Genomic DNA, 23,537 nt, shown 5'->3' with positions numbered 1-23,537 from the left:
GTATCTCCGTTCTTGGGCATGATCCGAACAGGAGGGGTGTACCGACCTGTGGAAATCTCCGCCGCCGGGCGTCTCGAGGTCCGCATCACCACTACTGACGTGGGCAAACGGGTCTCCGTACGGAGCTTGATCGAACATGGCCCCCCGGGTGGGAGGTTCACCGACGTGGTCGGAGTTCTCACATCATGGGACGACGGCGTGCTGCGGATCACACGGAAGAACGGCGAGAGCGTCCTCGTCCGGGAGTCCGCGCTGGTCGCGGGCAAGGTGGTGCCGTCCGCACCGGCCCGCCGACGCGGTCCGGCCGCCTCCTACGAGGAGCTGGCGCGGGTCGCCGCGCGGGCGTGGCCACCCGTGGAGAGCGAGCGGCTGGGCGGCTGGGAGCTGAGGGCGGCGGTCGGGGAGGCGCCGCACGATGGGGGTCCCCCCGGACGTTCGGCTCCGGGGGAGCGTCCGTGGGGGGCGGCGGCCGGGCGACGGGTGGGCTTCACCCGCCGGGCCAACTCGGTGCTGCCGCTGGGCGACCCGGGCATGCCGCTGGACGAGGCGCTGACGACCGTCTGCCGCTGGTACGCCGAACGCGGGCTGCCCGCCTACGTGCAGACGGCGACCGGTGCCGAGGGCACGCAGGAGGCGCTGGGCGCGGAGCTGGAGCGGCGGGGCTGGGTGCGGGAGGTGACCGCCGAGCTGTGGGTCGGCGGACTCGCGCCGGTCGCCGACGCGGGACCGGAGCCGTCCGGCGGCGAACCGGCCGGGGTGGACGTCCTGCTGTCCCGGGAGGCCGACGAGGCGTGGCTGGCGCGTTATCAGCGCCGGGGCGTGAACGAGGTCGCCCTGAAGGTGCTGGGAGGGGGGTCCTCCCGCTCGAGCCAAGCCGAGAGTGGGGGAGGCCCGTCGGTGTGGTTCGCGACCGTGCCGGCGGGGGACGGCGGCCCCGGGGGCGGTGCTCCGGGCGGCGCCGCTCCCGCCGCGATCGGGCGGTGTGTCGTGGACGGCCGGTGGGCCGGCTTCTCCGCCGTCGAGGTGGATCCGGCGCTGCGGCGGCGCGGGCTGGCGAGCGCCGTGATGGCCGCGCTGGCCCGGCGGGCGCTCGACGAGGGCGCGTCGGCCGCCTGGCTCCAGGTCGAGGAGGACAACGCGGCGGCCCATGCCCTGTACGGCAGGATGGGTTTCGCCGCGCACCACTCCTACCACCACTACCGCGCGCCCCGGTCGTCGGCTCCGGCCGGTGACGGGTCGCCGTGAGAGGGCACGAACCGGTCATGCGCTCCCCCCATCCTCCGCCTCCGGAACGCTCCGCCGAGCTGCGGCGGCGGTTCGCCGAGGAGGCCCGGTCCGAGCGGCCGGATCTGGCCACGCTGTGCCTGCTGATCGGTGCGGTGGCGGACGGCACGCTGGACGAGGCGGGCATCGACGCCGCGCAGATCGAGCTGGACGCGCTGGCCGGCCGCCTCCCCTACCGGCCCGGCACTCCGCGCGCGTGGGCGTCGGCGCTGCGGGAGCTGCTGGGCGAGCGGTGCGGTTTCCACGGCACCCAGGGCGACTACCAGCACCTGGAGTCGTCGCTGCTGCACGAGGTGCTGCGGCGCCGGCGGGGGCTGCCGATCCTGCTGTCGGTGGTGTGGCTGGAGGTCGCCCGGCGGGCGGGGGCACCGGTGTACGGGGTCGGGCTGCCCGGTCACTTCGTGGTCGGCCTCGGGGAGGCCGGTGCGACGGCGGAGGCGAAGCCGGCAGCGGCGGAGGCGGATACGCGGGGCGAGGCCGCCCCGGAGCGGCAGGTGCTCGTCGATCCCTTCGAGGGCGGCCGGTTGCTGACCGGGGCCGATACGGAGCTGCTGGTCGCCGGGGCGACGGGGTCGCCGCTGGAGCCGTCGATGCTGGTACCGGCCGATCCGCTGAACGTCGTGCTGCGCGTCCTGAACAACATCCGGGCGTGGGCCGAGGCCCGCCCGGAGCGCTCGGACGTGTCGCTGTGGGCGCTGGACCTGTCCCTGCTGCTCCCCTCCCGGCCGGCGGAGCTGCGGTACGAACGGGCCAGGTTGCTGGTGCGGCGCGGCAATTTCCTCGAGGGCGCGGACGAGCTGGAGGCGTACGCCGAGGTGGTGGCAGCGGTGGACGAGCCGGTGGCGGACCGGATCCGCGACGAGGCCCGAGCGGCACGGGCGCTGCTCAACTGAGGCTCGTCCCGAAAGCCCCGCAGACCCTGCAGACCCCGCAGACCCCGCAAGCTCCGCAGACCCCGCAAGCTCCGCAGACCCCGCGGGCTCCGCGGGCTCCGGCGAAAGCCCGGCCGTGCGCTCCCCGTGAGATCCCCCTCACACCTCGTTTGACATAGGTATTTTTAAATACCTAATATCTACGGGTGTCCATCAACAGTGCCTCCGACCAGCGCGTCGCACGCGTGAGCTCCGAGCTCGCGGCGTGCCTTCCCGCGCTGCACCGGGCCCTGGAGCGCCGGGTGGCGAGTGAGTACCCGCACCCGAAGCCGCCTGAGGGGCAGCTGGCACTGCTGCGGTTCGTCGCACAGCACGAGGGCGCCACGGTCCGTGAGGCGGCCGAGGCGCTGCTGATGAAGCCGAACAACGTCAGCGCACTGGTCTCCCAGCTCACCGAGCGGGGAGAGCTGGAGCGCCGGCGGGACGGCGTCGACAAGCGGATCGCCCACCTCCACCTCACGGAGTCCTCGCGGCAGCGGATCGCCGAGGCCATCGCCCTCGAGGAGAGTCACCTCGGCCAGGCGATGCTGTCCCTCACCGACGGTGAGCTGGACGCGCTGGGTTCCGCTGTCGGCGCGCTGAAAGTGCTGGCCCGGAGCCTCCGCCCGGCAGCCCGCTGACGAGAGCGTCACCGGCTCGCGCATCGCGCGGGCTCCCGCGGTGAGCTCGTCCGGCGTCCCGCGCATCCGTCCCCTCCTCCTTTCCCCAGGCAGTCCCTACCGGACAGCCCTGGGCACGGCCCCGTGCGCCTCGCCCTGCCCCTGACCGGGCGGGCGGGGTCCCGGGCCGGCTGCCGGACCGCGGCCCCGCCGTGCAGTTCGTCCGTCCCCCTCAGAGAAAGAAACGGCTCCTTTCATGGCGTCCACACCCGTGGATCACTCCGCTCCCGACGCGGCCTCCCGGTCGAAGTTCGAGCGCTTCCGGGCCAATCCCTGGCTCGCGCTGATCGCCGTGTCGTTCGGCCTGCTCATGGTGCAGCTCGACGGCTCCGTCGTCGCCATCGCCAACCCGGCGATCGGCAAGCACCTCGACGCCAGCACGGCTGAGCTGCAGTGGGTCACCAACTCCTACCTGATCGCGCTCGCCGCCTCGATGATCCTCGGCGGCAAGCTCGGTGACCGGTTCGGCCGGCGCTTCTACTACCTCGCCGGCATCGGCGGGTTCATCGTCACCTCGGTCGCCATCGGCCTGGTCGGCAGCATCGAGGGCGTCATCGTCTTTCGTGCCCTGCAGGGTGTGGCGGGCGGCATCCTGATGCCCAACACCCTGGGCATCCTGCGCGCCGTCTTCCCGCCGAAGAAGTTCGCCCTCGCGGTGGGCATCTGGGGCATGGTCTCGGCCGTGTCGACGTCGCTGGGCCCGATCATCGGCGGTCTGCTCGTCGAGCACGTCAACTGGGAGTCGGTCTTCTACCTGAACGTGCCGATCGGCCTGATCGCGCTGGTGTTCAGCGCGGTGGTGCTCGCCGAGTCCAAGAACTCCGGCGGTCAGCAGCGTTTCGACATCCCCGGCGTCGTCCTGCTGGCGGCGGGCATGGTCGCGCTCGTCTTCGGCATCGTCAAGGGCGAGACGTGGGGCTGGGCCTCCGCCGGCACTCTCGGCGCCCTCGTCCTGGGTCTGGCGCTGCTGGTCGTCTTCGGCTGGTACGAGACCCGGCAGGAGCACCCGCTGCTGCCGATGCGTCTGTTCCGCAACCGCTCGCTGACCACCGGTGCGGTCATGACCCTGCTGAACTTCTTCGTGATGCTCGGCGGCATCTTCTTCATCATGCTGTACCTGCAGAACGTGCGCGGCTACACGCCGGTCGAGGCAGGTGTCAGCACACTGCCGATGTCGATCGCGTCGCTGTTCGCCTCTCCGCTCGGTTCCCAGCTGACCGCCCGCCTCGGCGCGCGGGTCACGATTCCGCTGGGTCTGCTCCTCTCGGGCGCCGGTATGTTCGGCATGCTGTCGTGGAGCATCGACTCGTCCTACGCGACGATGTGGCCGCCGTTCATCGCGATCGGCCTGGGCGTCGGCATCGTGCTGCCCGCCACCGCCGCCACGATCATCGGCAACGCGCCCATCAGGGACGGTGGTGTGGCCTCCGGCCTGCAGTCCACCATGCTGCAGATCGGTGGCGCCCTCGGTACCTCGGTGCTGATCACCGTGATCGCCGGCAAGGTCGGTTCCTCGCTGTTCGGCGAGCTGACCGGCGCGGGGGTCCCGACGGGCCTGGCGCACGGTCTGGAGCAGGCCGAGGACGCCGTCACGATGGGTATCGCCCCGGTCTCCGGTGACATGTCGGCGCAGATCAAGGCCGCCGTCATCGAGGGCAGTGGCCAGGCGTTCGTCAACGGTCTGCACGCCGCCGTCACCGTCACCGGCATCCTGTGCGTCATCGGTGCCGTGGCCTCCGCCGTCTTCATCAAGGGCCGCGCCGAGGAAGCGAAGGAAATGCGCGCCCAGGCGGAGGACGCCGAGGAGTCCGTGATGGTCGTCGCCGCTCACTGAGCGGACCACGAGACGCGCGGGCGAACGCGCACGAACGCGCGGGCGGCGCTGTCAGGACCGGAGACCGGTCCTGACAGCGCCGCTTTCGTCTGCCCGCGCGATCCCGGCCGGTCCACGGGACCCCCGTCCCCCGGGCTGCCCCCGGGTCGCCCCCTCAGAGGCTCTCGGCCGTGAGCCGCCCCGAGCGTACGGCGGCCCCGAGCTTCTTGAAGTCCCGTTCGTTGCGGTCGGCGTAGGCCTGGGCGAAGGGCGGGAGGGCGCGGTCGAAGCGGTCGCCGGAGCCCAGGTAGGCGGCGATCGCGACAGGGTCGCCGGAGCGGGCGTGGGCGCGGGCGAGGCTGCCGCCGCACCAGCCGCCGAAGAGGGCGAGCGTGCGGGGGTCCATGGCCTCCGGGCGGGCGATGCCTTTCCAGTCCCGGAGCTGGCGCACGTAGAAGTCCCGTTCCCTGCCGTCCAGGCCCAGGACGTGGGTCCAGCCGAGGAAGATGTCGCTGGAGGTCTGGATCAGGCGCTGCCCGGTCACCACGCGGCGGCCCTGGTTGTCGAAGCGTTCGCCGTCCGTGTACGGCCCGAGCACCGACTCCTGCGCCTCCTTGGCCTGGAGCAGCAGCGGGTCGTCGTCGTCGCGGCCGAGCATGAGCAGGACCCAGCAGCGGGTGCCGACGCTGCCGACGCCGACCACCTTGCGGGCCGTGTCCGCGAGCCGGTAGCGATGGAGCAGGTGCCGGCGTTCGGAGGAGAGGGTGCTCGTGTAGCTCTCGACGATGGTGCGCAGGTCGGTCTCCTCGCGGCGGTCGGGAGCGTCGGCCAGCAGGTCCCGCAGGGGGATGATCAGGGGTGGGTCCGGGGTGATCCGCCGGCCCTCGGGGGTGACCCGGGTCAGCCGGTCGACGGCCTGGATGTAGGTGCGGGTGCGGGCCTTCGCGGCGGCCCGTTCGGCTCGGTGCCGGACGGACGGGTCCAGGGAGGGGTCGAGGAGGTCGCGCATCCGGTCGACGTCGTCCTGGGCGTACCAGACGTCCAGGGTGCGCATGCCGGCGAAGCGGTGCATCCGGGCGCGGTACGCCCGGACGCAGGTGGTGACCGCCTTGTCCTGCTGCCGTGTCGAGAAGCCGTTGGCGCGGCCCGCGATGACGAGGCTGGCGGCGAGGCGTTTGACGTCCCATTCGAAGGGGCCGGGGAAGGTCTCGTCGAAGTCGTTGATGTCGAAGACGAGGTGCCGTTCCGGCGAGGCCAGCAGCCGGAAGTTCAGCAGGTGGGCGTCGCCGCACAGTTGTACCTCGAGTCCGGTGTGCGGCAGTGCCGCCAGGTCTGCGGCCATGATCGCGGCGGCTCCCCGGTAGAACCGGAACGGCGATTCCAGCATGCGTCCGTACCGGATCGGGACCAGTTCGGGCACCCGCGCGGCCGACTGGTGTACGAGCACATCGACCGGGTCGAAGCGGTCGGGGCCGGGGGCGAACAGGCCGTGCGCCGAGCGGGGCACGCGAGTGCGGGCCGTCCGGCCCCGGTCGATCCGCTCGGCCGGTGAGGATGTCGCGGAGACGGCGCTCGGTGCGGTCATGATCCGCCCTCCTGGCTTCGGCGTACGTCCGCTCTCCAGCTCACCGCGGCCCGGCCCGTCCGGGATCACCCGTCAGGGGTGAGGCCGCACGGCCGCGGCCGGGGCAGCCTGGTACGGCACGCGCCACCCCCCGCCGGACGAGGGAGAGCCATGAGCTCCGCGACCTACCTCGCATACGACTACCCCCTGCTCGGGGCCTTCTGGACGATGCTGCTGCTGTTCCTGTGGGTCATGTGGTTCGTACTGCTGTTCCGGGTCGTCGCCGACCTCTTCCGGGACGACGAGCTGAGCGGCTGGGCCAAGACCGGGTGGCTGGTCTTCGTCATCGTGCTGCCGTTCGTCGGCGTGTTCGTCTACGTCGTGGCCCGCGGCCGGAACATGGGCAGGCGGGAGACCGCGCAGGCCCGTGCGCAGCAGGAGGCGTTCGACCGCTACATCAGGGAGACCGCGACGGGCCACGGCGGGCAGACCGGCACCGCCGACGAACTGCACCGGCTGTCCGAGATCCGCTCCCGCGGCGACCTCACCGACGAGGAGTTCGACCGGGCCAAGGAACTGGTACTGAGCGGCCACGGCGCGGGACACACCCACTGACCACACGCACCCACACGACGAACCCATACGGCGAACGAATACAACGAACGAGTACGGCGAACGAGTACGGCGAACGAGTACGAGCAACCTGTACGACAAACGAAAGGGGCGGCGAAATGGCTACGGCTCACGCCCATCACACACAGGCACGTGCGCACAGTCCCTCCGCCAAGCGCGAGTGGGCCGGCGGGCTGACCGTCTTCGGCGGCGTCATGCTGATGCTCGCCGGAATCCTGAACATCGTCCGGGGTATCTCCGGGATCGCCCAGGACGATGTCTTCGTGACCACGCAGAACTACGTCTTCAAGTTCGACCTCACGTCCTGGGGCTGGATCCACCTGGTCCTGGGCGCGGTGGCCGTGCTCATCAGCGTGGGGCTGTTCCAGGCCAGTACGTGGGCACGGGTGGCCGGGGTGGCGGTCGGCGGGCTCATCATGATCGCCAACTTCATGTCCCTGCCGTACGCCCCGGTCTGGTCGGTCGTGATGATCGCCCTCTCCGGCGTCATGATCTGGGCGCTGTGCACGGTGCGGCGCGGGGACACCTGAGCCGGACGCCCTGACGCACCGGACGAACGGAGCGTGGCCGCGCCGACCCTGTCCGGGTCGGCGCGACTCCGACATCAGCCCCGGACCCGGACGCCAGGGCCCGGACCCCGGACCTCGGGCCCCTGGCTACAGCCAGCCCTTCTCCCTGGCCACCCGGGCCGCCTCCGCGCGGTTGCGGACGGCCAGTTTCTGGATGGCGGTGGAGAGGTAGTTGCGGACCGTGCCCTGGGAGAGGTGCAGGGAGAGGGCCAGTTCCGCGTTGGTGGAGCCGTCGGCGGCGGCGCGCAGGATCTCGCGTTCGCGGTCGGTGAGGGGGTTGGCCCCGTCGGCGAGGGCCGCGGCGGCGAGCGTGGGGTCGATGACCCGCTCCCCCGTCAGCACCGTGCGGATCGCGGCGGCGAGTCGGGCGGCGGGGGCGTCCTTGACCAGGAAGGCGTCGGCACCGGCTTCCATGGCGCCCCGCAGATAGCCGGGGCGGCCGAAGGTGGTGAGGACGACCAGCTTCACGCCGGGCAGTTCACGGTGCAGGGCGGCCGCCGCTTCGATGCCGGTGGCGCCGGGCATCTCGATGTCCAGCAGTGCCACGTCGACGTCGTGGGCGCGGGCCGCGTCCAGCACCTCGTCGCCGCGCGCCACTTGGGCGACGACCTCGATGTCGTCCTCCAGGCCCAGCAGCGCGGCGAGGGCTTCGCGGACCATCGCCTGGTCCTCCGCGAGCAGAATTCTGATCGTGCGATCGCTCATGCCGAAGGTTCCCTGTCCGCCGAGGCACCCACCGGGCCGCCCTGAGCGCCCTCCGGGCCGCTCGCCGTCGTGTCCGCCGGTATTTTCGCCGATGTCTCCACCGGCACCCTGGCGACCAGCCGGAAGCCGTGCCCCGTCCGGCCCGCCTCCAGCGTGCCGCCGACCTGGTGCAGCCGCTCGGTCAGACCGTTCAGACCGTTGCCGGGACCGGAGCTGCCACTACCGCCGCCGCTGCCGCTGCCGAGGGCCCGGATCCCGTTGTCCTCGACGGACAGTTCCAGCACCGGCCCGGCCAACGACCGGCGGTGCAGCAGCTCGACCGTGCAGCGCCGGGCGCCGCTGTGCCGTACGACGTTGGTGACCGCTTCGCGCAGCGCCCAGGCCAGGACGGACTCGCGCTCCTCGGTGACCTCGGCGAGGTCGTGGTCCACGGGTAGTCCGACGGGCAGTTCGGCGTGGACCTCGGCGGCGGCCAGCGTGACCCGGGCGCCGGCGATCTCGGCGTTCAGCCGGGGACGCCGGTAGCCGCTGACGGCCTCCCGTACGTCGGACATGGCCTGGCGGCTGACCTGCTCGATGTCGGCGACCTGTTGGGCCGCCCGGTCGGGGTGGTCGGGCAGCATGCGGCCGGCCAGTTCACTCTTCAGCGTGATCAGGGACAGTGAATGCCCGAGCAGGTCGTGCAGGTCACGGGCGAGGCGCAGCCGCTCCTCGTCGGCGGCGAGCAGCGCGACGGTGGCGCGGGCCCCGCGCAACGCGATGGTGGTCCGCACGAGTTCGCGTATGCCGGTCATGGCGAAGCCGCCGAGGAGTGCGGGGACCAGCAGCGCGCCCACGAACTCCCTCCCGTCCGGCACCACGAAGGCGAGTGCCGCCATCAACGCCGACGCCCCCGGGATCGTCCAGCCGGCCGGCCGCATCGGCAGGGCGGCGCCGGAGGCGATCGCCACGTACACGAACAGCACCAGCCACTCCCGGCCCAGGCTCAGGGCGAGGGCGGAGGACAGGACGGCGAGGGCGGCGAGCGAGCCGAGGACCGGGCCGTTGTCCTCCTCTCGGCCGGTGCGGAGGATCAGCAGCAGATACCCGGCGACGAAGGCGAGCAGCCCGGCCCAGCCGAGGATCCGCGCGCCCGTGCTGTGACCGCCGTCGAGCAGATCGAGGACCGGTGCGCTCAGAAAGACCAGCCAGATGCCGGTCCACAGGACCTTGATCACCCGTTGCCCGGCGTTCCCCGGGCGCTTCCCCAGGCCGACGACTCCCCCGGCCTCGGCCGGGGCGACGGGGTCGCAGGTGGTTTTCGTCGCTGTCCTCATGGCGACCATCGTGACCTGTACGGGGCCCGGAGGGCAGTGCCGGGCGTCCTGACCGTTCCTGGAAACTGAGCGGGAGTGAGTCCTGTTGCCAGAACTCATGCTCAGCCGAACGCCCCGAACGGTGTTGGGCGTTCTGGTCCACCCCCGCATGACGGATGTCATGCGGGGGTCAGGACGAGGGACCGGTGCCGGTTCAGCTCGGGTCGGTCTCGATGACTGCGACCCGGTTGGTCGTGCTGGTCAGCGCCTGGCGGAGGGCGACATAGACGTCCTGGGAAGTGACAGGTGTCTTCTCGCCGTTGCCCCGGGTGATGAGCACACCGTCGAATGCCTGGCCGTAAAGCTCCTCCAGGGCCTTCAGGTCGGGCTTGTCGACCAGCTTGCCGTTGACGGCCTCCACCCTGAGGAACTTCCACAGCGACTTCTGCGGACTCATCGGCACCGAGTGCTCCGCGTCGGTCTGCACGGTCACGTTGGCGGACATCGCCGGCTCGGCGAACTCCTTCATCATCCGGTCGACCTCGGCCTTGGACACCGTGGGTTCCTGAGTGGTGGTCGGAACCTTCACCGTGGACGAGGAACCGGTCTCCACCTGGGTCCGGTACGCCGCCTCGACCGCCTCGGTCGACTTGTCGACGTCGATGCCCGCGCCGGGCTTGCCGTAGACGGCGACGGCCTTGCCGGACTCGAACGTGATCGTGCCGTCATTGCCGGAGCCGCCGCCCGCGGCCTCCAGGGCGGCGTGCAGCTTCTCCTCGTCGACGGGGATGACGGGGTCGACGACGCGGCTGTTGCCCAAGAGGGAGCCGATGACGGAGACCGGGTTGTAGTCGCTCCGGGCCGCCGCGCCGATGGTGGCGTCGGTGTCGAGCTGGAGTCCGGCCTGGTCCGGCTCCAGTTCGACGGTCTTGTCGCCGACGGCCAGCTTGAGCGGTTCGTTCAGCCGGGCGGCGAGGGCCTTGTCGAGTGTCTTCACGGCCTCGTCGCGGGTGCCGCCGCCGATGTCGACGCCGAGCACGGTGGTGCCCTTGGGCACGTCGGAGTGGTTCATCAGCAGACCGCCGCCGTAGGCGACACCGGCGAGCAGGATCACGGCGCCGCCGAGCAGGGGCAGCTTGCTGCGGCCCTTCTTCTTCGGTGCCTTCGAGGAGGCCGCCGGGGGCGGGGTGGCCGGTTCGGGCTGCCTGGGCGGCGTGTGCGTGCCGGGGCCGCCGGCCGGGAAGCCCGCGTCGAAGGCGGCGCTCGCCGACACGACCGGGATGCCGCTGGTGCCGGTGTGCCCGGAGACGTTGTCGTGGCGGGCTCCGTAGCCCGGGGCGCCGGGTTCGGGGGCGGGGAACTGCGGGGTGAGGTTCGCGGTGTCGTCGCCCAGTCCGCCGCCGGGGTGGGAACCGCCGTGGGGGCCACCGCCGGGCGGCAGGCCCAGCGGGCCGGTCCGACCGGTGCCGGGCCCGGTCGGGGGGCCACCAAAACCACCGGGGTTGGCAGGACCACCGGGTCCGCCCTGACCGCCGTACGGCGACTGGCCGGAAGGGCCGGGCCGGCCGGGGTGCCCCGCCTGGCCGCTGCGCGCTTCGAGGTCGTCGTCGGTGAAGAACGGCATGTCGTCGAGGCGCGGTTCGCCGCCACCGCTCCCGCCCGCACCCGGGCCCGCGCCCGGACGCGTACCGCCGCTGCCGAGCGGGCCGACGGACAGCGCCTCGGTCACGTCGAAGGAACCGGTGCCGCCGCCGTGTCCGGGCGCGACCGGCCCGCCGGTCGCGCCGGAGAGTCCGGAGCCGTTGCCGGGTGCGGAACCGTTCGTGCCACCGGGACCACCGGGACCACCAGGACCGCTGAGGCCACGGGGCCGGGAGCCGCCGCCCGTCACGCTCATCCCGCCGGACACACCGGCCGGGCGTCCACCCGGACGCGCACCGCCACCGGAGGCGCCGGGCGAGCCGGCCGGTGCTGACGGGCCGGGCGTACCGGAAGTTCCCGGAGCACCGCCCGCGGGACCCGAACCGCCCGCCGGGCCCACTCCGTTGCCGGAGCCGCCGCCCGTACCGCTCTTGCCCGCACCGGACTTGCGCGGCGCGAACCAGTCGCTGGCCGGCTTCTCCGCCGGGGCCGACTGCTGCGGAACCGACTGCTGCGGGGCGGGCCGCGGGCCACCCGCGGCGCCCGTGGCAGCCGCGGCGGAGGGCTCGACGGCGCCGAGGCCGGAACCCGGTCCGGAAGCGGCGCCGCTGCCGGCCCCCAGGGCCCTGGGAGCACCGGGCGCGGGCGCCGGTGTCCGGTCCTTGGCTCCGCCCTGGGCCGCACCCCGGGTGTCGCCGGCGCCCGTCCCCTCGCCGTCCTTGACGGTCTTGCGCACGACGACCGGCGGAATGGGCCGCGAACCGGGGATGTTGATCCGGATTCTGGTCGTCAGCGTGGTCTCGGTCTTGCGTTCGTCCGCACGTGGGCCGCCCGACCGCTGGTCGCCCGGGCGCTGTTCGTCCGGCCGTGCGGCGGGCCGGCCCGCGGCCGCCGCCTCACCCGGAACCGCCGGAATTCCGTAGGGCGGGGTGCCCGACGGGTATGCGGCTCCGCCGCGCCCGTTGGGCCCGGTGGACGGAGTGTCAGTTTCACGACTCAAGGCAGGTTCTCCCGGTTGGCTCCGCCGCCCGTCACGACCTCACGGTGGGGGTCTCCCCCAACTCGGCCGGAGCCGAGAGTTCGGGGAGGCTCAGCGGCGCGCGCACCACCATACTGGCCGCATCCGGCCCGTATGGCCGGACCATGGCGGAAACACCCACCGGAACCGCAGGCACGCACCGCGGCGAAGTAGTACGTCACTTCCCAAGTCGGACAGGATCGCCCTGCGGTTGCCGCCCCGGCGCGAGGGTGGCGCACATCACAGCGACGGCGATGCCGCCGAGCAGGAAGAGGTAGGAGCCGGCTCCCGCGGCGAACAGGAAGTCGCCTTCGGGGCGGCTGGCGGAGAGCAGGAGGACGACGAGCACCCAGCCGCCGGCGGCCGACGCGGCCCCGGCGCGGCTGCGCAGCGCGAGCGCCCCGCCCAGGCAGAGCCCGGCCTCGGCGGCGAGGGCGAGCAGCAGCCCGCCCGGGAACCACGCGGGCTGCACCAGCGCCCCGGCCACGCCCACCACGGCACCGAGCAGGAACAGCCCCACGCAGGCGGCGATCCGCCCGCCGGAGGGCAGCCGCAGCGGCTGGGCCAGCGCCGACGTGTTCCCGGTCGTCCGGTCGCTCATGCCGTCTCCCCCGCCCCGGCCGCGATCCCGGCGAACAGGTCGCTCTCCCGGCCGAGGGAGCGGGCACCGCGCACCAGCTCGTAGTACTCGGTCGTGAACAGCGGCTGCGCGAGCTCGTTGGAGAGCATGAAGTACGGCGCGTACGGCTCGGCCACGGTGATCTGGGTGGCGTGGGCGCGCATCGCGGCGGCCTTGGCTGCGGCGTACGCGGTGCCGTCGATCACGGTGGTGACCTGGGCGTCGTCGACGACTCCGGGGACGTCGCCGATCTCGCCCGCCTTGTCGAACGGCAGCCCGGCCAGGTCGTCGTGCAGTCGCGCGAAGGCGGCCTCGGCGACGGAGCGGGGCACCCGGTTCCAGTAGACCTTGGGGATGTCCCATCCGTCCCGGGCGGCGAGTTCGACGGCCCGTATGGCGACGCGGTGCGCCTGGATGTGGTCGGGGTGCCCGTAGCCGCCGTTGTCGTCGTACGTGACGAGGACGTGGGGCCGGACCTCGAGGATCACCTGGGCGAGCAGACCGGCGGCCTGGTCGACGTCGGCCTGCCAGAAGCAGCCGGGGTCGTCGTTGTCGGGCAGGCCCATCATCCCGGAGTCGCTGTAGCGTCCGGCGCCGCCGAGCAGCCGGAAGTCGTCGATGCCGAGGGCGCGCATCGCCCCGGCCAGTTCACCCATACGGTGCTGTCCGAGAGCGGCGCCGCTCAGGTGGGCCAGTCCGGGCGGGACGACTTCGCCGCGCTCACCGAGCGTGCAGGTGACCAGCGTCACATGGGTGCCCTCGGCGGTGTACCGGGCCATGGTGGCGCCGTTGTTGATCGACTCGTCGTCCGGGTGGGCGTGCACCAGCATCAGCCGCCGGGCGGCGCGGGAGGGGGGTTCCCCCGGCCGCAGGCTGGGGGAGGGCAGTTCCGTCATGGGTTCCACCCTATGAGGCGCCCGGCCTCCCTCGCCCCCACCCAGGACGCCCGTCACCCGGTCCCGTGGTCCGGGTCGGTGGCTCCCTCCCTCCGCCGGCGGAGCCGTGGGGAGGCCGCTGCCACACCTGGCGCGGGGCCGGCAGGCGCGGAGAGGACGAGCCCACGGGCCACCCGAAATATCTGGCCTTTCCTCGTCGAACGCCGCACCACGGCCCGCTTCCCCTGCCCGGGGCACCCGGGCGGCATGCCCGACGCGCCGCAGGCCTGATTCCCTGCCTCAATGGTTCTCCTGGCCCCGCACGGACGGGCCAACGCTCCAGTGCCAGGAGTTCTCCCGGATGAAACCCATCGCCGTACTTGCCGGGAAAACCGCTGTCGTCGCCGTGATCGGGCTGTTCGCCGGCACCGCCGGCGGCTGTTCGAACAGCAACGGGGGCTCTTACTCGTCCTCGTCGCAGTCGGCGTCCACCGGTGCCTCCCCGTCGGCGTCGGGTACGGCGGCAGCCGCAGGAACCGTGGCCGGCGCCTCCTCCCCGCTGGGTACCGTCCTCGTCGATGGCCGGGGCCGCACCCTTCACCTCTTCGAGGCCGGCACCTCCACCGAGTCCACCTGCACCGGTACCTGCGCCTCCGCGTGGCCGCCCGTCACCGTGACCGGCGCACCGGCCGCCGGAAAGGGCGCGAAGGCAGATCTGCCGGGGACCACCGGCCGGAGCGGCGGCGAGAAGCAGATCACGTACAACGGGCACCCCCTGTACTGCTTCGGGGGCGACCAGAAGGCCGGTGACATGAACGGTCAGGGCTCCACCGCCTTCGGTGCCGCCTGGTACGTACTCGACACGTCCGGCAACAGCCTCACCGGTAAGGCCAAGCAGACCGGTGGCGGGCACTGACGCCGCGCTCCCGCCCGGCAGGGGGCGGGAGTACCGTGAAGACATCGAGAGAATCGTCGCCGTCGGCTCGTGTGACGTGGCCGCTCCCGATCGACAACAGGGCCGAAGGTGATTGCCTGTGATCATGAGACGTATGCCCGGCGAGAGGGCCCATGCCCAGCACTGACGAGTCCTCCCAGAGTCCGGTCGGAGCGATCGGAAGAATCACCGTGGGGATTCCTCCGGACGGACCGGGTGAGGTCTTGGTGGCTGTGCGCGGGGGCTCGGAGACCTACGCGGCGTGGTCGCGTACCAACACCACCCTCGCAAGAGACGCACGGGTCATCGTCGTCGACTCCATTTCGGCGCGCTCGGTGATCGTCGAGCCGCTGCCGTCCTGAACGGTCCCGCGAAGGGCCGGAAAAGTGCGTTGCGTCCCACTGCTCGACGGGAGTTCCCTCATGCTGTTCTGGCAGGTCCCCGCGCCCAATGAGGCCATGCTCATATCCGGTACGAAACGGCAGGCGCAGGCGACGCAGTTCCGTATCGTCACAGGTCACGGCAGTTTCGTACTGCCTGTGAAGCAGAAGGCCCGCATGCTGTCCCTGGCACTGCGGGAAGCGGAGATCGCGGAGGACTGCGTCACCCAGCAGGGCATCCAGCTGCGTGTGCGCGCGGTCTGCGTGTTCAAGGTCGGTGACGACGCGGTCTCGATCGCCAACGCGGCCCGCCGCTTCCTCTCCGAACAGGAACAGATGGAGGAGCTCGTCGGCCGGATCTTCGCCGGACACCTCAGGTCCATCGTCGGCGGACTGACCGTCGAACAGATCATCCGGGAACGCAACCGGGTCGCCCAGGAAGTGATGGCGGGCAGTCACAGCGAGATGGAGAAACTCGGCATCGTCGTCGACGCGCTCCAGATCCAGGAGATCGAGGACGCCACCGGATACATCAACAACCTCTCCGCTCCGCACGCCGCCGCAGTCGCCAGCCAGGCGCGCATCGCCCGGGCCAAGGCCGACCAGGAGGCGACCGAACGCGAACAGCAGGCGGCCGCCCTCAAGGCGGAGTACGAGCGGGACACCGCGATCAAACGGGCCGGGTTCCTCGCCGAGACCGAGCAGTCCAACGCCCGAGCCGCCCAGGCCGGCCCGCTCGCTCAGGCCAGGGCGTCCCACGAGGTCATCGAGGAACAGACCGCGCTCGCCCAGCGCCAGGCCGAACTGGCGGCCCAGCGCCTTGAAGGGGAGGTCAGGCGCCCGGCGGACGCTGAGGCATACCGGCTGCGCACCCTGGCCGAAGCCGCCCGGGACAGGGCCAAGTTCGAGGCGGACGGCAACGCCTACACCGAGCGCACCATCGCGCAGGCCCAGGCCGACGCGAACACCGCCCGCGCCCTCTCGCTGCGGGACGGCAACCAGGAGCTGATCGCCGCCAACCGTGTGGTGGAGAACCTGCCGGCCCTCGCCGACGCGGCCGCCCGCGGTATGTCGGGCGCCAGCCTCACCGTCCTCAACGGCACCGAGGGCGTCAACCAGATGGCCGCGGGCATGGTGGGCCAGGGTCTGGCCATTCTTGACGCGCTCCAGAACACGAAGAATCCCGCCGTCAACGGAAAGAGCAGCCTGCGGATTCCCGGCCGGACCCCGTAACGGCAGTCCTGTGGCCGGACCCGTTCACGGGCCGTGGCCGGGAGGCTTCGATCACGCACGACGCGTGCCCGCCCCGCCGCACACCGGCTGGGGCGGGCCGCCCCTCCGCCATGATCTTCACGAGCATGATCGTGGCGACGCCGGGGGCAAGCCAGGACAAGCGGCCCGGCCGAAGGTGGCCGAAACCGATGCCTCCGTTTCCGGATCACGCCCGTCGACCCCCGGCCGCCCACGCTCCGGACGGGTGCCGGCAAAACCGTGAGCACATGGCCGCACAGTGCTCACGGCCCGCTCATCCGTTCCGGCCCACACAGGCCGCCCGGACCGCCGACACAGCGAGTCCCACCCTCGCAAGGTACTGCAGAGAAAGTTACATTCCTTCTAGATTGAATGCAGAGTTCGTTACACCAGAGATGAAACAAACTCTGCAAGATTAGGTAATCTTCTCTGTATGGACCGTGCCGAGCAGCTGGTGACCTTGTCGGGTGTGGCCGCCGACCAGTGGGGGCTGGTGACCGCCGCACAGGCCAAGGCCCTCGGTCTCAGCGCCGTCCAACTCCTGCGTCTGACGGAAGCCGGACTACTGGAGAGCGTCGGCCGGGGCGTGTACGCCCTTCCGGCCGCCGGCCTGCCACAGTTCTTGGAGATCAAAGTGGCGTGGCTGCGGCTTCAGCCCCGGGTACCTGCGTGGGAGCGTCCCCTCGGTGACCGGGACTCGGGCGTCGTCTCCCACGCCTCCGCGTGCCGGTTGCACGGTCTCGGCGACATCCCCGCCCCCGGGGCGGAGATCAGCGTGCCCCGCCGGCGTACGACCACTGAACCGTTCGTGCGGCTGCGTACGACCCGTCTGGAATCGGCGGACATCACCGTGGCCGACGGCCTGCCGGTGACCACCGTGATGCGCACCATCGTCGACCTGCTGCACGCGAAAGCCGACGGCGGGCATGTCGGCGGGGTGATCGCGGACGCGGAACGCCGGGATCTGGTGGACGTCGACGCGCTGGCCGCCGCTGTTCAGCCCTACGCCCGTAAGTACGGCCTTGCCGCGTCAGCCACGGGAGAGGACCTCGTCGAGCACCTGGTCAGCCAAGCGGGGCGGATGTTGCATGCCCAGGAAGTCGCCCGTGCCGGTAAGGAAGGCCTTGCAGTCGGTGCCGAGATCGGCGCGCTCGACCGGGATACCGCAGTCCTGGCGAACTACCTTCAGAGCGAGGCGCTCGCCGCCGAAGTCCTGAAGCCGTATCTCCAAGCGGAGGCACATGCCGCCGAAGTCCTGAAGCCGTACCTTGGACAGGCAGCCGTTGCCCAGGCCCTTGCTCCCCTGCTCGACAACATCGCCGCCCAGCAGGCCTCGATCCGCGCGGCGCTCAACGACACCATGCCCCGGCTGCCGGCAGGCAACAGCGCGCTGCGGGCTTTCCGGGAGCTGCACCACTCACCGGCCTTGACCAGGGCGCTGAAGAACACCACGGCCTCCTCCGAGCTCGCGGAACTCAACGCAAGGTTGCGACAGTCCGCCCTGTCCCCGGGACAGCTCCTGCCGGCCGTGCAGGCACTGGAGTTGAACGTGCCTTCCGTGCTGTCGCCCGAAACCCAGGAAGCTCTGCGGACAGCGGCTGCCTCCGGCCCGGCGATGGCCCGAGCCGTCCGTGCCCTGCAGCACCTGGAAACCGCGTCCACCGACAGTGCGAACGAACCCGGCGAGAACGACACTCCCGAGCTTCCGGACAGAGGTCGGTAAAACGCGCCGAAAGGAACGCTTACCCCGGCTAAAGTCGTCGACGACTCCAACAGAACAGGCCGGGGGAGCAAGCCGAACGTGGGCAAGACCTATGCGACACCGACAGCGTTCCGCACCGCTCTGAAACAGGCCGCGACGAACATGTCGAAGAAGACCGGCATGAGCGTGGCCGAACTCATGAAGATCTTCTACTTCAACCGCCTCGCCGCCCGCGTCTTCACCAAGGAACCCGACGGCTGGCTCATCAAAGGCGGCCAAGCGCTCCTCGTCCGCTACCGGGGAGCCGCCCGCCTCAGCCAGGACATCGACCTGCAGTGCGCCCAGCCCGACCGCACCGCCGAAGACGCCCGGCAGCTCATCATCGACGCCGCCTCCCTCGACCTCGGCGACTACCTGCGCTACGCACCGAGCAAGTTCGAAGAACACAGCGTTGACTTCCTCCCCCTCGTGAACGAGGGGGATTCCTACGGCTCGCGCCGTGGGGGTTTCTGCTTCATCGCCGACTGCCCGCCCGGAGAACTCCGTTGAGGTCTTACACCGGCTCCACAGACAGACACGGCCAGCCCGGCCGCCAGAAGGTTCTTCGCCGCGTTCACGTCCCGGTCGTGGGTCGTGCCGCAGTCGCATGTCCAGGTGCGGACGTGCAGCGGCATCTTCTTCCGCAAGGTGCCGCAGGCGGAGCACAACTTGGAGGAGGGGAAGAAGCGGTCGACCGCGATCACTTCCCGCCCGTACCAGGTGGCCTTGTACTCCAGCATGGAGCGGAACTCGCTCCAGCTCGCGTCCGAAATAGCCCGGGCGAGCATGTGGTTCTTGACCATGTTGCGCACGGTCAGATCCTCGATCACGATCGTTTGGTTCTCACGAACGAGCCGAGTGGTCAGCTTGTGCAGGCCGTCTCGCCTGCGGTCGGTGATCCGGGCGTAGATCTTCGCGACCCTGATCCGGGCCTTGCGCCGGTTGGCTCCGTCGCCCCTGGCCTTTTTCGCGAGGTTCCGCTGGGCCTTGGCAAGACGGGTACGGTCGCGGCGTTCGTGCCTCGGGTTGGTGATCTTCTCGCCGGTGGAGAGGGTCAGAAGGTGCTCCAGGCCGACGTCGACGCCGACCGCCGTATCGGCGGCGGGCAGCGGCTTCACGGTCGGGTCCTCGCACAGCATCGACACGAACCAGCGCCCGGCCGCGTCCTGCGACACGGTCACCGTGGAGGGCGTCGCCCCCTCGGGGAGCGGACGGGACCACACGAGGTCCAGCGGCTCGGCCATTTTCGCCAGCGTCAGCTTCCCCTCGCGGAAGCGGAAACCGCTGGTGGTGTACTCGGCGGACCTGCGGGACTTCTTCCGGCTCTTGAAGCGGGGGTACTGGGACCGCTTGCCGAAGAAATGGGTGAACGCGTTCTGCAGGTGGCGCAGCGTCTGCTGCAACGGCACGGAGGACACGTCGTTGAGGTAGGCGAGTTCCTCGGTCTTCTTCCACGCGGTCAGCATCGCCGAGGTGGCGTTGTAGTTGATCCGCTCCTGTCGCGCCCATGCCTCGGTACGGGCGGCGAGGGCCAGGTTGTAGACCTTGCGCACGCAGCCGAACGTGCGCGACAGCTCGGCCGCCTGCGCATCGGTCGGATGGAAGCGGTACTTGAACGCCCGCTTCACATACGTCGAGGTCACGCTCACAAACTAGCGTCACTGCGACTTAAGCTCAAATCCGCGGGTCAGAGCACTGCAATCCGCCCTGACGGCGCATCGCAGCCCGTTGCCCTGCTCCGCAGGAACTTCGTTTCCTCCCCCGGCTGAAGCCGGGGGTATCCACGAAGGAGGCCAGATGAAGGCCGCGGCGGGGCACAGTACTTCCAAGTCTTCCTCGGGGCGAGGCAGGTCGACACCATCAAGGTCGACCTCGTCGTCGGCCGCACCCTGGCCGGCACTCCGGAGATCCGCACCCTGCAATCCGCCGTCGACCTCGAATGGCCCGTCGACTGGCCCGACGTCCGCCTCTATCCCGTCATCGACCACATCGCGGACAAGATCTGCGCCATGTACGAGCGTCATGGCACAAACGGCGCACACGGTTCCAACCGCTACCGGGACCTGGCCGACCTCCTCCTGATCAGCCAGCAGGAGGAGGTACCCGGCCTCGCCGTGTGTCAGGCCTTGCAACGGGAGGTGGACCGGCGGCGGCGAGCCGGCATCAACGTGGTGCTTCCCATCGCGTTCGAAGCCCCGGGGCCGGACTGGCGCGACGGCTACCCCAAGCAGGCCGCTCTCGTCCTCGGCCTGTGGGGCTGCCGCAACTTCTCCGAGGCGGCCGAGGCCGCCGCAGCCTTCATCGACCCCCTGCTTGGCCAGACAGCCAAGGGAACATGGAGCCCGCACCAAGCGACATGGATGTAAGCCGTCTGGTCCTTGGTAGCTGTTGTCTTTCCGGACTTGAGGACTGCGTTTCCCCTGGTCGGGCATAGGGTCGGCACCCTCGTGAGAGTGGCGGCCTGTCGTGCTGTCGCTCCCTGGGAGGTCGTGGAGGCCGTCGGTGGTTGGACTGCTGGAAGAGCGCGAGGTCGTTGCTCGCCGTCGCGTGGACGAGTTGCGGGAGAAGGCCGACAGTGTTCTTCTGCCTCATCGGCAACGAGCTGAACCTCGATTCACTGCGTGATCTCTGATCGCGCGGTGAATCGAGGTTCAGACCGGCGCCTGCAAGAACCCATTGCCCGCCCGGCGGCGAATCATTAGAAGCACTCATTGGCCACTCCTCCGATGCTGTAGGCCAGGGCAGGTATCGATGTCTCATAGCCCACTACTGCCGCCCAGGTCGAGGCTCCGCCCGTAAGCGGTGTCGTCAGCAGACCGATGGTCGACGCAATGGCACCTCCAAGAGAAAAGATGCCCATGACGACATTCTCGGAACACGAGGCGAGTCCGGTAGCGCCCGGCTCCGCGGAAGTACCACGGGGCCCTCCCCGCTCCCACCTGCGAGTAGCCCGGACGCGACCCTCGCGGACCGTCGCGAGCCAGAGGCGTCGCGACGAGGTGAGGGCCCCTCACCAACGGGCCACAGGAGTGGCATACGATGCGTGCGACCTCCATAAAGATCACATAAGAGGATGTACAAGTCGTGACAATCCGCGCCCCGTATCGTTCCCTTCGCGGTATATCCGCGGTCGCCGCCCTGCTCGCGATCGGCGCGGTGGGATGCTCGGACGTCTCCGACGCCGTCGACAGTGCCAAGGACGGCGCGAAGAAGGTGGCTCGCCAGCGCTCGGTGTTCTCGCTGGACATCGGCGACTGCTACAACCCGAACGGCAAGGCCGAGGGGGAGGCGTTCGCCATCGAGGTCGTGCCCTGCGACGAGGCCCACGAGGGCCAGGTCGTCGGCGAGTTCGCGATCGACGAGGGCAAGGAGTACCCCGGCGACGACGAGATCACGACGATCGCGGACGACCGCTGCCTGGTCGAGGCGCAGAAGTACGCCCCGGACACCTGGGCGCTCCCCCAGGGCGTCGGCCTCTCCCACTACACCCCGTCCAAGGAGAGCTGGGCGACGGGTGACCGCGCGGTGAGCTGCACCTACACCGCGGAGAAGGGCACGTTCAGCGGCCCGCTGGACACCGCGAAGTCCCTCAAGCCCGAGCAGACCACGTACCTCGAGGGTTCGAACGCGGTCTACGAGGCCCTGTGGGCGAACCAGCCCGAGAAGGACACCGTCGAGGACGACCTGGCCGGCTACAAGGCACAGGCCAAGGCCGTCGCGGCCGCCCTCGACGCACACGTCAAGGGCATGGACGGTATCGAGGGCACCGAGGTCGGCAAGCTCCACGCGACGCTGACGAAGGCCGCCGGGAACTGGGGGAAGGCCGCGGACGCCGCCGACGCCGACGCGTTCTACATCGCCTACGAGCCGGCGTTCACCGGCATCGACCCGAACAAGTCGGTCGCCGCCCGCAAGGAACTGGGCCTGGCCACCACCGTCCCGGCCGACGAGGCCGAGGTCTGGGCGGGCTGACACTCCGTCGGATCAGCGGGGCCGCGTCCGCCAAGGACCCGGTCCCGCTTCCTGGGAAGTGTCCTCAAAGCGTCACGCTCGCATAGGAACTACGCGAGGGGGACGTCTCCTTGGTAGAACTGGGCGGTGCCGCTCCGGAGCGGCACGGACGACTCCGCTGCCTGGCGGCCCCCTCCGCCCCGGCCTTCCTCCTGGAGCCCGCTTTGCCTCTGCGGACAGGTACCACCCGCCTGATACCTCTGCTCCTCTCGACCGCGCTTGCGGTCGGGACGCTCACCGGCTGCACGCTGCTGGAGCTCACCAGGGACTGCGAGGGGACCGACAACCGGGTGAAGGAGATGGCGGCGCTCGACATCCTCGACTCCCGGCCCGCCGGAGCCACCGTCGCCCGGGGCTTCGAGAAGGTCGACGCCGGCTGCTGGGCGGACAGCGGCGATGTCTCGGTGTACGCCGGCCGGACGTACGCCTTCCCCGGCACGCAGGCCGAAGTGGCCGCACACTACCGAACGGCGGCGGTACGTGACGGATGGGATCCGCACCCCAAAGCCCTGCCCGACGACCTGTGCTTCGCCAGGGAGGAAATGGCCCTGCGGATCGTCTTCCTCACCGCCGAGGGCCTCGCGGAGGACGGCCACGGAAGCCGCCCCGACCTCACCACCGGGGCCGGCTACTCGATCGACATCGACTCGTTCGTGAACAGCGGCGTCGAGGCGGGCTGCTGAGCGGCGTCTCTGAATGATCGGGCCGCGTCCGGGTGCCCCGCCTCGGGCGCGGAAGACCCCGCACCCGACCGCGGCGGGTCCGGGCCGACAAGGCGTACGCCTCCCGCAAGAAACTCGGCTCCAGCAGCGGTCGGCCGCCGACCTTCGACAAGACCGGCTACAAGGCGCGGTACGCGGCCGAGTGCGGGATCGACCGCTTCAAGAGACACCGTGCCGTGGCCACGCGCTACGACAAGCTCGCGGTCCGCTACGAGGCGACCGTCCTCGTCGTGGCCGTCAACGAGTGGCTGTGACTCTCGACCGTCACACGATGGGATCCACATTCCACGTCTCCGGCAGATCGCTGCCGCAGAAGACGCAGACGAAGTCGTCCTCGCGCACGATGTTGTGCTCCTGGCAGCCAGGACACCGTCGGAACACCACCTCATGGGTGAAGCCGGAGGGCCGCCCGATCTCTGCATCGTCCAGAGCACGAGCGACTGCCGACCAGGAGGTGACGTCCGGGCAGTATCCGGTGGACTGGTTGCTGACCTCGCCCACGGCCCACCGGCCTGCCTCGCGCACGAAACTGATCTCGCCGGCGCCCAGCACCATGTCTCCGCCGGCACACGCCACGTGCTCGCTCCTTCGCGGTGCCAGCCGAAGCACACCGTCCGTGCCGACCACGAAGGTGAACGGTTCGGCCGGCTCCGCCGCCGATCGCTCAGCGATCCAGCTGCCGAAATCAGCCGCCGAGTTGATCCGGCACCCGCCGCTGCCAGGCCGGACCGCAGCCTTCAGCTCGACCGGCCCGACGTATGGGTAACTCCGCCCTCGCGCACTCACGTCTGCCAACCTAGTGTCATGAGTCTTTGATTCGGTTCAGATATCCGGCGAGGCGTTCGAGGATCTCGTCGGCGGTCTTGGTCCAGACGAAGGGCCGGGGGTTCT

22 protein-coding genes and 1 pseudogene are annotated in these 23,537 nt (G+C 70.7%); 15 read left to right on the top strand and 8 right to left on the bottom strand.

Annotation, left to right across the window (positions count from 1 at the left end; genetic code table 11):
• Nucleotides 1–18 precede the first annotated feature (18 nt).
• The 4 genes from ACFYQA_RS04040 (at nucleotide 19) to ACFYQA_RS04025 (ending at nucleotide 4,709) form a co-directional block, all read left to right on the top strand.
• A complete protein-coding gene (locus ACFYQA_RS04040; RefSeq protein ID WP_388911199.1) occupies nucleotides 19–1,245 on the top strand; it encodes a GNAT family N-acetyltransferase in 1,227 nt (408 codons plus the stop codon).
• 17 nt (nucleotides 1,246–1,262) lie between these two features.
• Nucleotides 1,263–2,177, top strand: coding sequence for a tetratricopeptide repeat protein (locus ACFYQA_RS04035; RefSeq protein WP_388911196.1), 915 nt, complete (start codon nucleotides 1,263–1,265; stop codon nucleotides 2,175–2,177).
• A 185-nt stretch (nucleotides 2,178–2,362) separates the two neighbouring features.
• Nucleotides 2,363–2,836 carry a MarR family winged helix-turn-helix transcriptional regulator gene (locus ACFYQA_RS04030; protein WP_388911193.1) on the top strand — a complete coding sequence of 158 codons (474 nt, stop codon included), beginning with the start codon at nucleotides 2,363–2,365 and terminating at the stop codon, nucleotides 2,834–2,836.
• A gap of 235 nt (nucleotides 2,837–3,071) precedes the next feature.
• Entirely contained in the window at nucleotides 3,072–4,709 is a 1,638-nt protein-coding gene (locus ACFYQA_RS04025; RefSeq protein ID WP_388911190.1) for an MFS transporter, read from the top strand.
• A 154-nt stretch (nucleotides 4,710–4,863) separates the two neighbouring features.
• Here ACFYQA_RS04025 and ACFYQA_RS04020 read toward each other — a convergent pair whose 3' ends face one another.
• Entirely contained in the window at nucleotides 4,864–6,273 is a 1,410-nt protein-coding gene (locus ACFYQA_RS04020) for a DUF2252 domain-containing protein (RefSeq protein ID WP_388911188.1), read from the bottom strand.
• Nucleotides 6,274–6,423: 150 nt separating this feature from the next.
• Between ACFYQA_RS04020 and ACFYQA_RS04015 the strand changes: the two genes are divergently transcribed.
• Together ACFYQA_RS04015 and ACFYQA_RS04010 are read left to right on the top strand one after the other, a co-directional pair.
• Entirely contained in the window at nucleotides 6,424–6,867 is a 444-nt protein-coding gene (locus ACFYQA_RS04015) for a PLDc N-terminal domain-containing protein (protein ID WP_388911185.1), read from the top strand.
• A 116-nt stretch (nucleotides 6,868–6,983) separates the two neighbouring features.
• Nucleotides 6,984–7,415 carry a hypothetical protein gene (locus ACFYQA_RS04010; RefSeq protein ID WP_388911182.1) on the top strand — a complete coding sequence of 144 codons (432 nt, stop codon included), beginning with the start codon at nucleotides 6,984–6,986 and terminating at the stop codon, nucleotides 7,413–7,415.
• A 126-nt stretch (nucleotides 7,416–7,541) separates the two neighbouring features.
• On the opposite strand, the gene ACFYQA_RS04005 is transcribed toward ACFYQA_RS04010, so the two are convergent.
• From ACFYQA_RS04005 to mshB, 5 genes are all read right to left on the bottom strand, one after another.
• On the bottom strand, nucleotides 7,542–8,159 hold the full coding sequence (locus ACFYQA_RS04005; protein ID WP_388911179.1) for a DNA-binding response regulator: 618 nt from the start codon (nucleotides 8,157–8,159) through the stop codon (nucleotides 7,542–7,544).
• The gene (locus tag ACFYQA_RS04000; RefSeq protein WP_388911176.1) at nucleotides 8,156–9,475 is read right to left on the bottom strand and encodes a sensor histidine kinase; all 1,320 of its coding nucleotides are present in this window, start codon (nucleotides 9,473–9,475) and stop codon (nucleotides 8,156–8,158) included. The genes ACFYQA_RS04005 and ACFYQA_RS04000 overlap by 4 nt, the downstream gene beginning before the upstream one ends.
• 193 nt (nucleotides 9,476–9,668) lie before the next feature.
• Complete coding sequence (locus ACFYQA_RS03995; RefSeq protein ID WP_388911173.1) at nucleotides 9,669–12,095, bottom strand: hypothetical protein; 2,427 nt, start codon at nucleotides 12,093–12,095, stop codon at nucleotides 9,669–9,671.
• Between the two features lie 196 nt (nucleotides 12,096–12,291).
• The gene (locus tag ACFYQA_RS03990; RefSeq protein ID WP_388911171.1) at nucleotides 12,292–12,714 is read right to left on the bottom strand and encodes a DUF6113 family protein; all 423 of its coding nucleotides are present in this window, start codon (nucleotides 12,712–12,714) and stop codon (nucleotides 12,292–12,294) included.
• Nucleotides 12,711–13,628 (bottom strand): N-acetyl-1-D-myo-inositol-2-amino-2-deoxy-alpha-D-glucopyranoside deacetylase, encoded by a 918-nt coding sequence (mshB, locus tag ACFYQA_RS03985; protein WP_388911168.1) that lies wholly within the window; start codon nucleotides 13,626–13,628, stop codon nucleotides 12,711–12,713. The genes ACFYQA_RS03990 and mshB overlap by 4 nt, the downstream gene beginning before the upstream one ends.
• A 340-nt stretch (nucleotides 13,629–13,968) precedes the next feature.
• Here mshB and ACFYQA_RS03980 point away from each other — a divergent pair, with 340 nt between their 5' ends.
• The 5 genes from ACFYQA_RS03980 to ACFYQA_RS03960 all read left to right on the top strand — a co-directional run bounded on the left by ACFYQA_RS03980 (nucleotide 13,969) and on the right by ACFYQA_RS03960 (nucleotide 18,423).
• Nucleotides 13,969–14,523, top strand: a complete 555-nt coding sequence (locus ACFYQA_RS03980) for a hypothetical protein (RefSeq protein WP_388911165.1) — start codon at nucleotides 13,969–13,971, stop codon at nucleotides 14,521–14,523.
• Between the two features lie 245 nt (nucleotides 14,524–14,768).
• Nucleotides 14,769–14,903, top strand: coding sequence for a hypothetical protein (locus ACFYQA_RS03975; protein WP_332430459.1), 135 nt, complete (start codon nucleotides 14,769–14,771; stop codon nucleotides 14,901–14,903).
• Between the two features lie 60 nt (nucleotides 14,904–14,963).
• Complete coding sequence (locus ACFYQA_RS03970; RefSeq protein ID WP_388911162.1) at nucleotides 14,964–16,154, top strand: SPFH domain-containing protein; 1,191 nt, start codon at nucleotides 14,964–14,966, stop codon at nucleotides 16,152–16,154.
• Between the two features lie 451 nt (nucleotides 16,155–16,605).
• Nucleotides 16,606–17,895: a type IV toxin-antitoxin system AbiEi family antitoxin domain-containing protein gene (locus ACFYQA_RS03965; RefSeq protein WP_388911159.1), complete on the top strand. Its 1,290-nt coding sequence runs from the start codon at nucleotides 16,606–16,608 to the stop codon at nucleotides 17,893–17,895.
• Between the two features lie 78 nt (nucleotides 17,896–17,973).
• Nucleotides 17,974–18,423 (top strand): nucleotidyl transferase AbiEii/AbiGii toxin family protein, encoded by a 450-nt coding sequence (locus ACFYQA_RS03960; protein ID WP_388911156.1) that lies wholly within the window; start codon nucleotides 17,974–17,976, stop codon nucleotides 18,421–18,423.
• Here ACFYQA_RS03960 and ACFYQA_RS03955 read toward each other — a convergent pair.
• Nucleotides 18,360–19,556 (bottom strand): RNA-guided endonuclease InsQ/TnpB family protein, encoded by a 1,197-nt coding sequence (locus tag ACFYQA_RS03955; RefSeq protein WP_388911154.1) that lies wholly within the window; start codon nucleotides 19,554–19,556, stop codon nucleotides 18,360–18,362. The two genes, ACFYQA_RS03960 and ACFYQA_RS03955, sit on opposite strands and share 64 nt — an antisense overlap.
• A gap of 174 nt (nucleotides 19,557–19,730) precedes the next feature.
• On the opposite strand from ACFYQA_RS03955, the pseudogene ACFYQA_RS03950 reads away from it, so the two are divergent.
• The 4 genes and pseudogenes from ACFYQA_RS03950 to ACFYQA_RS03935 form a co-directional block, all read left to right on the top strand.
• Nucleotides 19,731–20,279, top strand: a pseudogene (locus ACFYQA_RS03950) (nucleotidyl transferase AbiEii/AbiGii toxin family protein); the annotation flags it as partial.
• Between the two features lie 718 nt (nucleotides 20,280–20,997).
• The gene (locus ACFYQA_RS03945; protein WP_388911151.1) at nucleotides 20,998–21,885 is read left to right on the top strand and encodes a septum formation family protein; all 888 of its coding nucleotides are present in this window, start codon (nucleotides 20,998–21,000) and stop codon (nucleotides 21,883–21,885) included.
• Between the two features lie 203 nt (nucleotides 21,886–22,088).
• Nucleotides 22,089–22,607, top strand: coding sequence for a hypothetical protein (locus ACFYQA_RS03940; RefSeq protein WP_388911148.1), 519 nt, complete (start codon nucleotides 22,089–22,091; stop codon nucleotides 22,605–22,607).
• Between the two features lie 32 nt (nucleotides 22,608–22,639).
• Nucleotides 22,640–22,900 carry a hypothetical protein gene (locus tag ACFYQA_RS03935; protein WP_388911145.1) on the top strand — a complete coding sequence of 87 codons (261 nt, stop codon included), beginning with the start codon at nucleotides 22,640–22,642 and terminating at the stop codon, nucleotides 22,898–22,900.
• A gap of 10 nt (nucleotides 22,901–22,910) precedes the next feature.
• Here the strand turns inward: ACFYQA_RS03935 and ACFYQA_RS03930 are convergent, their stop codons facing one another.
• Complete coding sequence (locus tag ACFYQA_RS03930) at nucleotides 22,911–23,432, bottom strand: hypothetical protein (RefSeq protein WP_388911143.1); 522 nt, start codon at nucleotides 23,430–23,432, stop codon at nucleotides 22,911–22,913.
• Between the last annotated feature and the right edge of the window lie 105 nt (nucleotides 23,433–23,537).

Origin of the sequence: Streptomyces sp. NPDC005774 (assembly GCF_042871645.1) — a bacterium.
Lineage (GTDB): Bacteria > Actinomycetota > Actinomycetes > Streptomycetales > Streptomycetaceae > Streptomyces > Streptomyces pratens.
Note: the sequence above shows the minus strand (reverse complement) of the source record. Positions and strands in the feature narration are given on the sequence as shown.

Bases quoted from the DNA above. Each gene is read 5' to 3' on its own strand.
- ACFYQA_RS03980 (WP_388911165.1), top strand. From the start codon at position 13,969: ATGAAACCCATCGCCGTACTTGCCGGGAAAACCGCTGTCGTCGCCGTG.
- ACFYQA_RS04010 (WP_388911182.1), top strand. From the start codon at position 6,984: ATGGCTACGGCTCACGCCCATCACACACAGGCACGTGCGCACAGTCCC.
- ACFYQA_RS04040 (WP_388911199.1), top strand. From the start codon at position 19: ATGATCCGAACAGGAGGGGTGTACCGACCTGTGGAAATCTCCGCCGCC.
- ACFYQA_RS04000 (WP_388911176.1), bottom strand. From the start codon at position 9,475: ATGAGGACAGCGACGAAAACCACCTGCGACCCCGTCGCCCCGGCCGAG.
- mshB (WP_388911168.1), bottom strand. From the start codon at position 13,628: ATGACGGAACTGCCCTCCCCCAGCCTGCGGCCGGGGGAACCCCCCTCC.
- ACFYQA_RS03990 (WP_388911171.1), bottom strand. From the start codon at position 12,714: ATGAGCGACCGGACGACCGGGAACACGTCGGCGCTGGCCCAGCCGCTG.
- ACFYQA_RS03965 (WP_388911159.1), top strand. From the start codon at position 16,606: ATGGACCGTGCCGAGCAGCTGGTGACCTTGTCGGGTGTGGCCGCCGAC.
- ACFYQA_RS04035 (WP_388911196.1), top strand. From the start codon at position 1,263: ATGCGCTCCCCCCATCCTCCGCCTCCGGAACGCTCCGCCGAGCTGCGG.
- ACFYQA_RS04025 (WP_388911190.1), top strand. From the start codon at position 3,072: ATGGCGTCCACACCCGTGGATCACTCCGCTCCCGACGCGGCCTCCCGG.
- ACFYQA_RS03970 (WP_388911162.1), top strand. From the start codon at position 14,964: ATGCTGTTCTGGCAGGTCCCCGCGCCCAATGAGGCCATGCTCATATCC.
- ACFYQA_RS04005 (WP_388911179.1), bottom strand. From the start codon at position 8,159: ATGAGCGATCGCACGATCAGAATTCTGCTCGCGGAGGACCAGGCGATG.
- ACFYQA_RS04015 (WP_388911185.1), top strand. From the start codon at position 6,424: ATGAGCTCCGCGACCTACCTCGCATACGACTACCCCCTGCTCGGGGCC.
- ACFYQA_RS04020 (WP_388911188.1), bottom strand. From the start codon at position 6,273: ATGACCGCACCGAGCGCCGTCTCCGCGACATCCTCACCGGCCGAGCGG.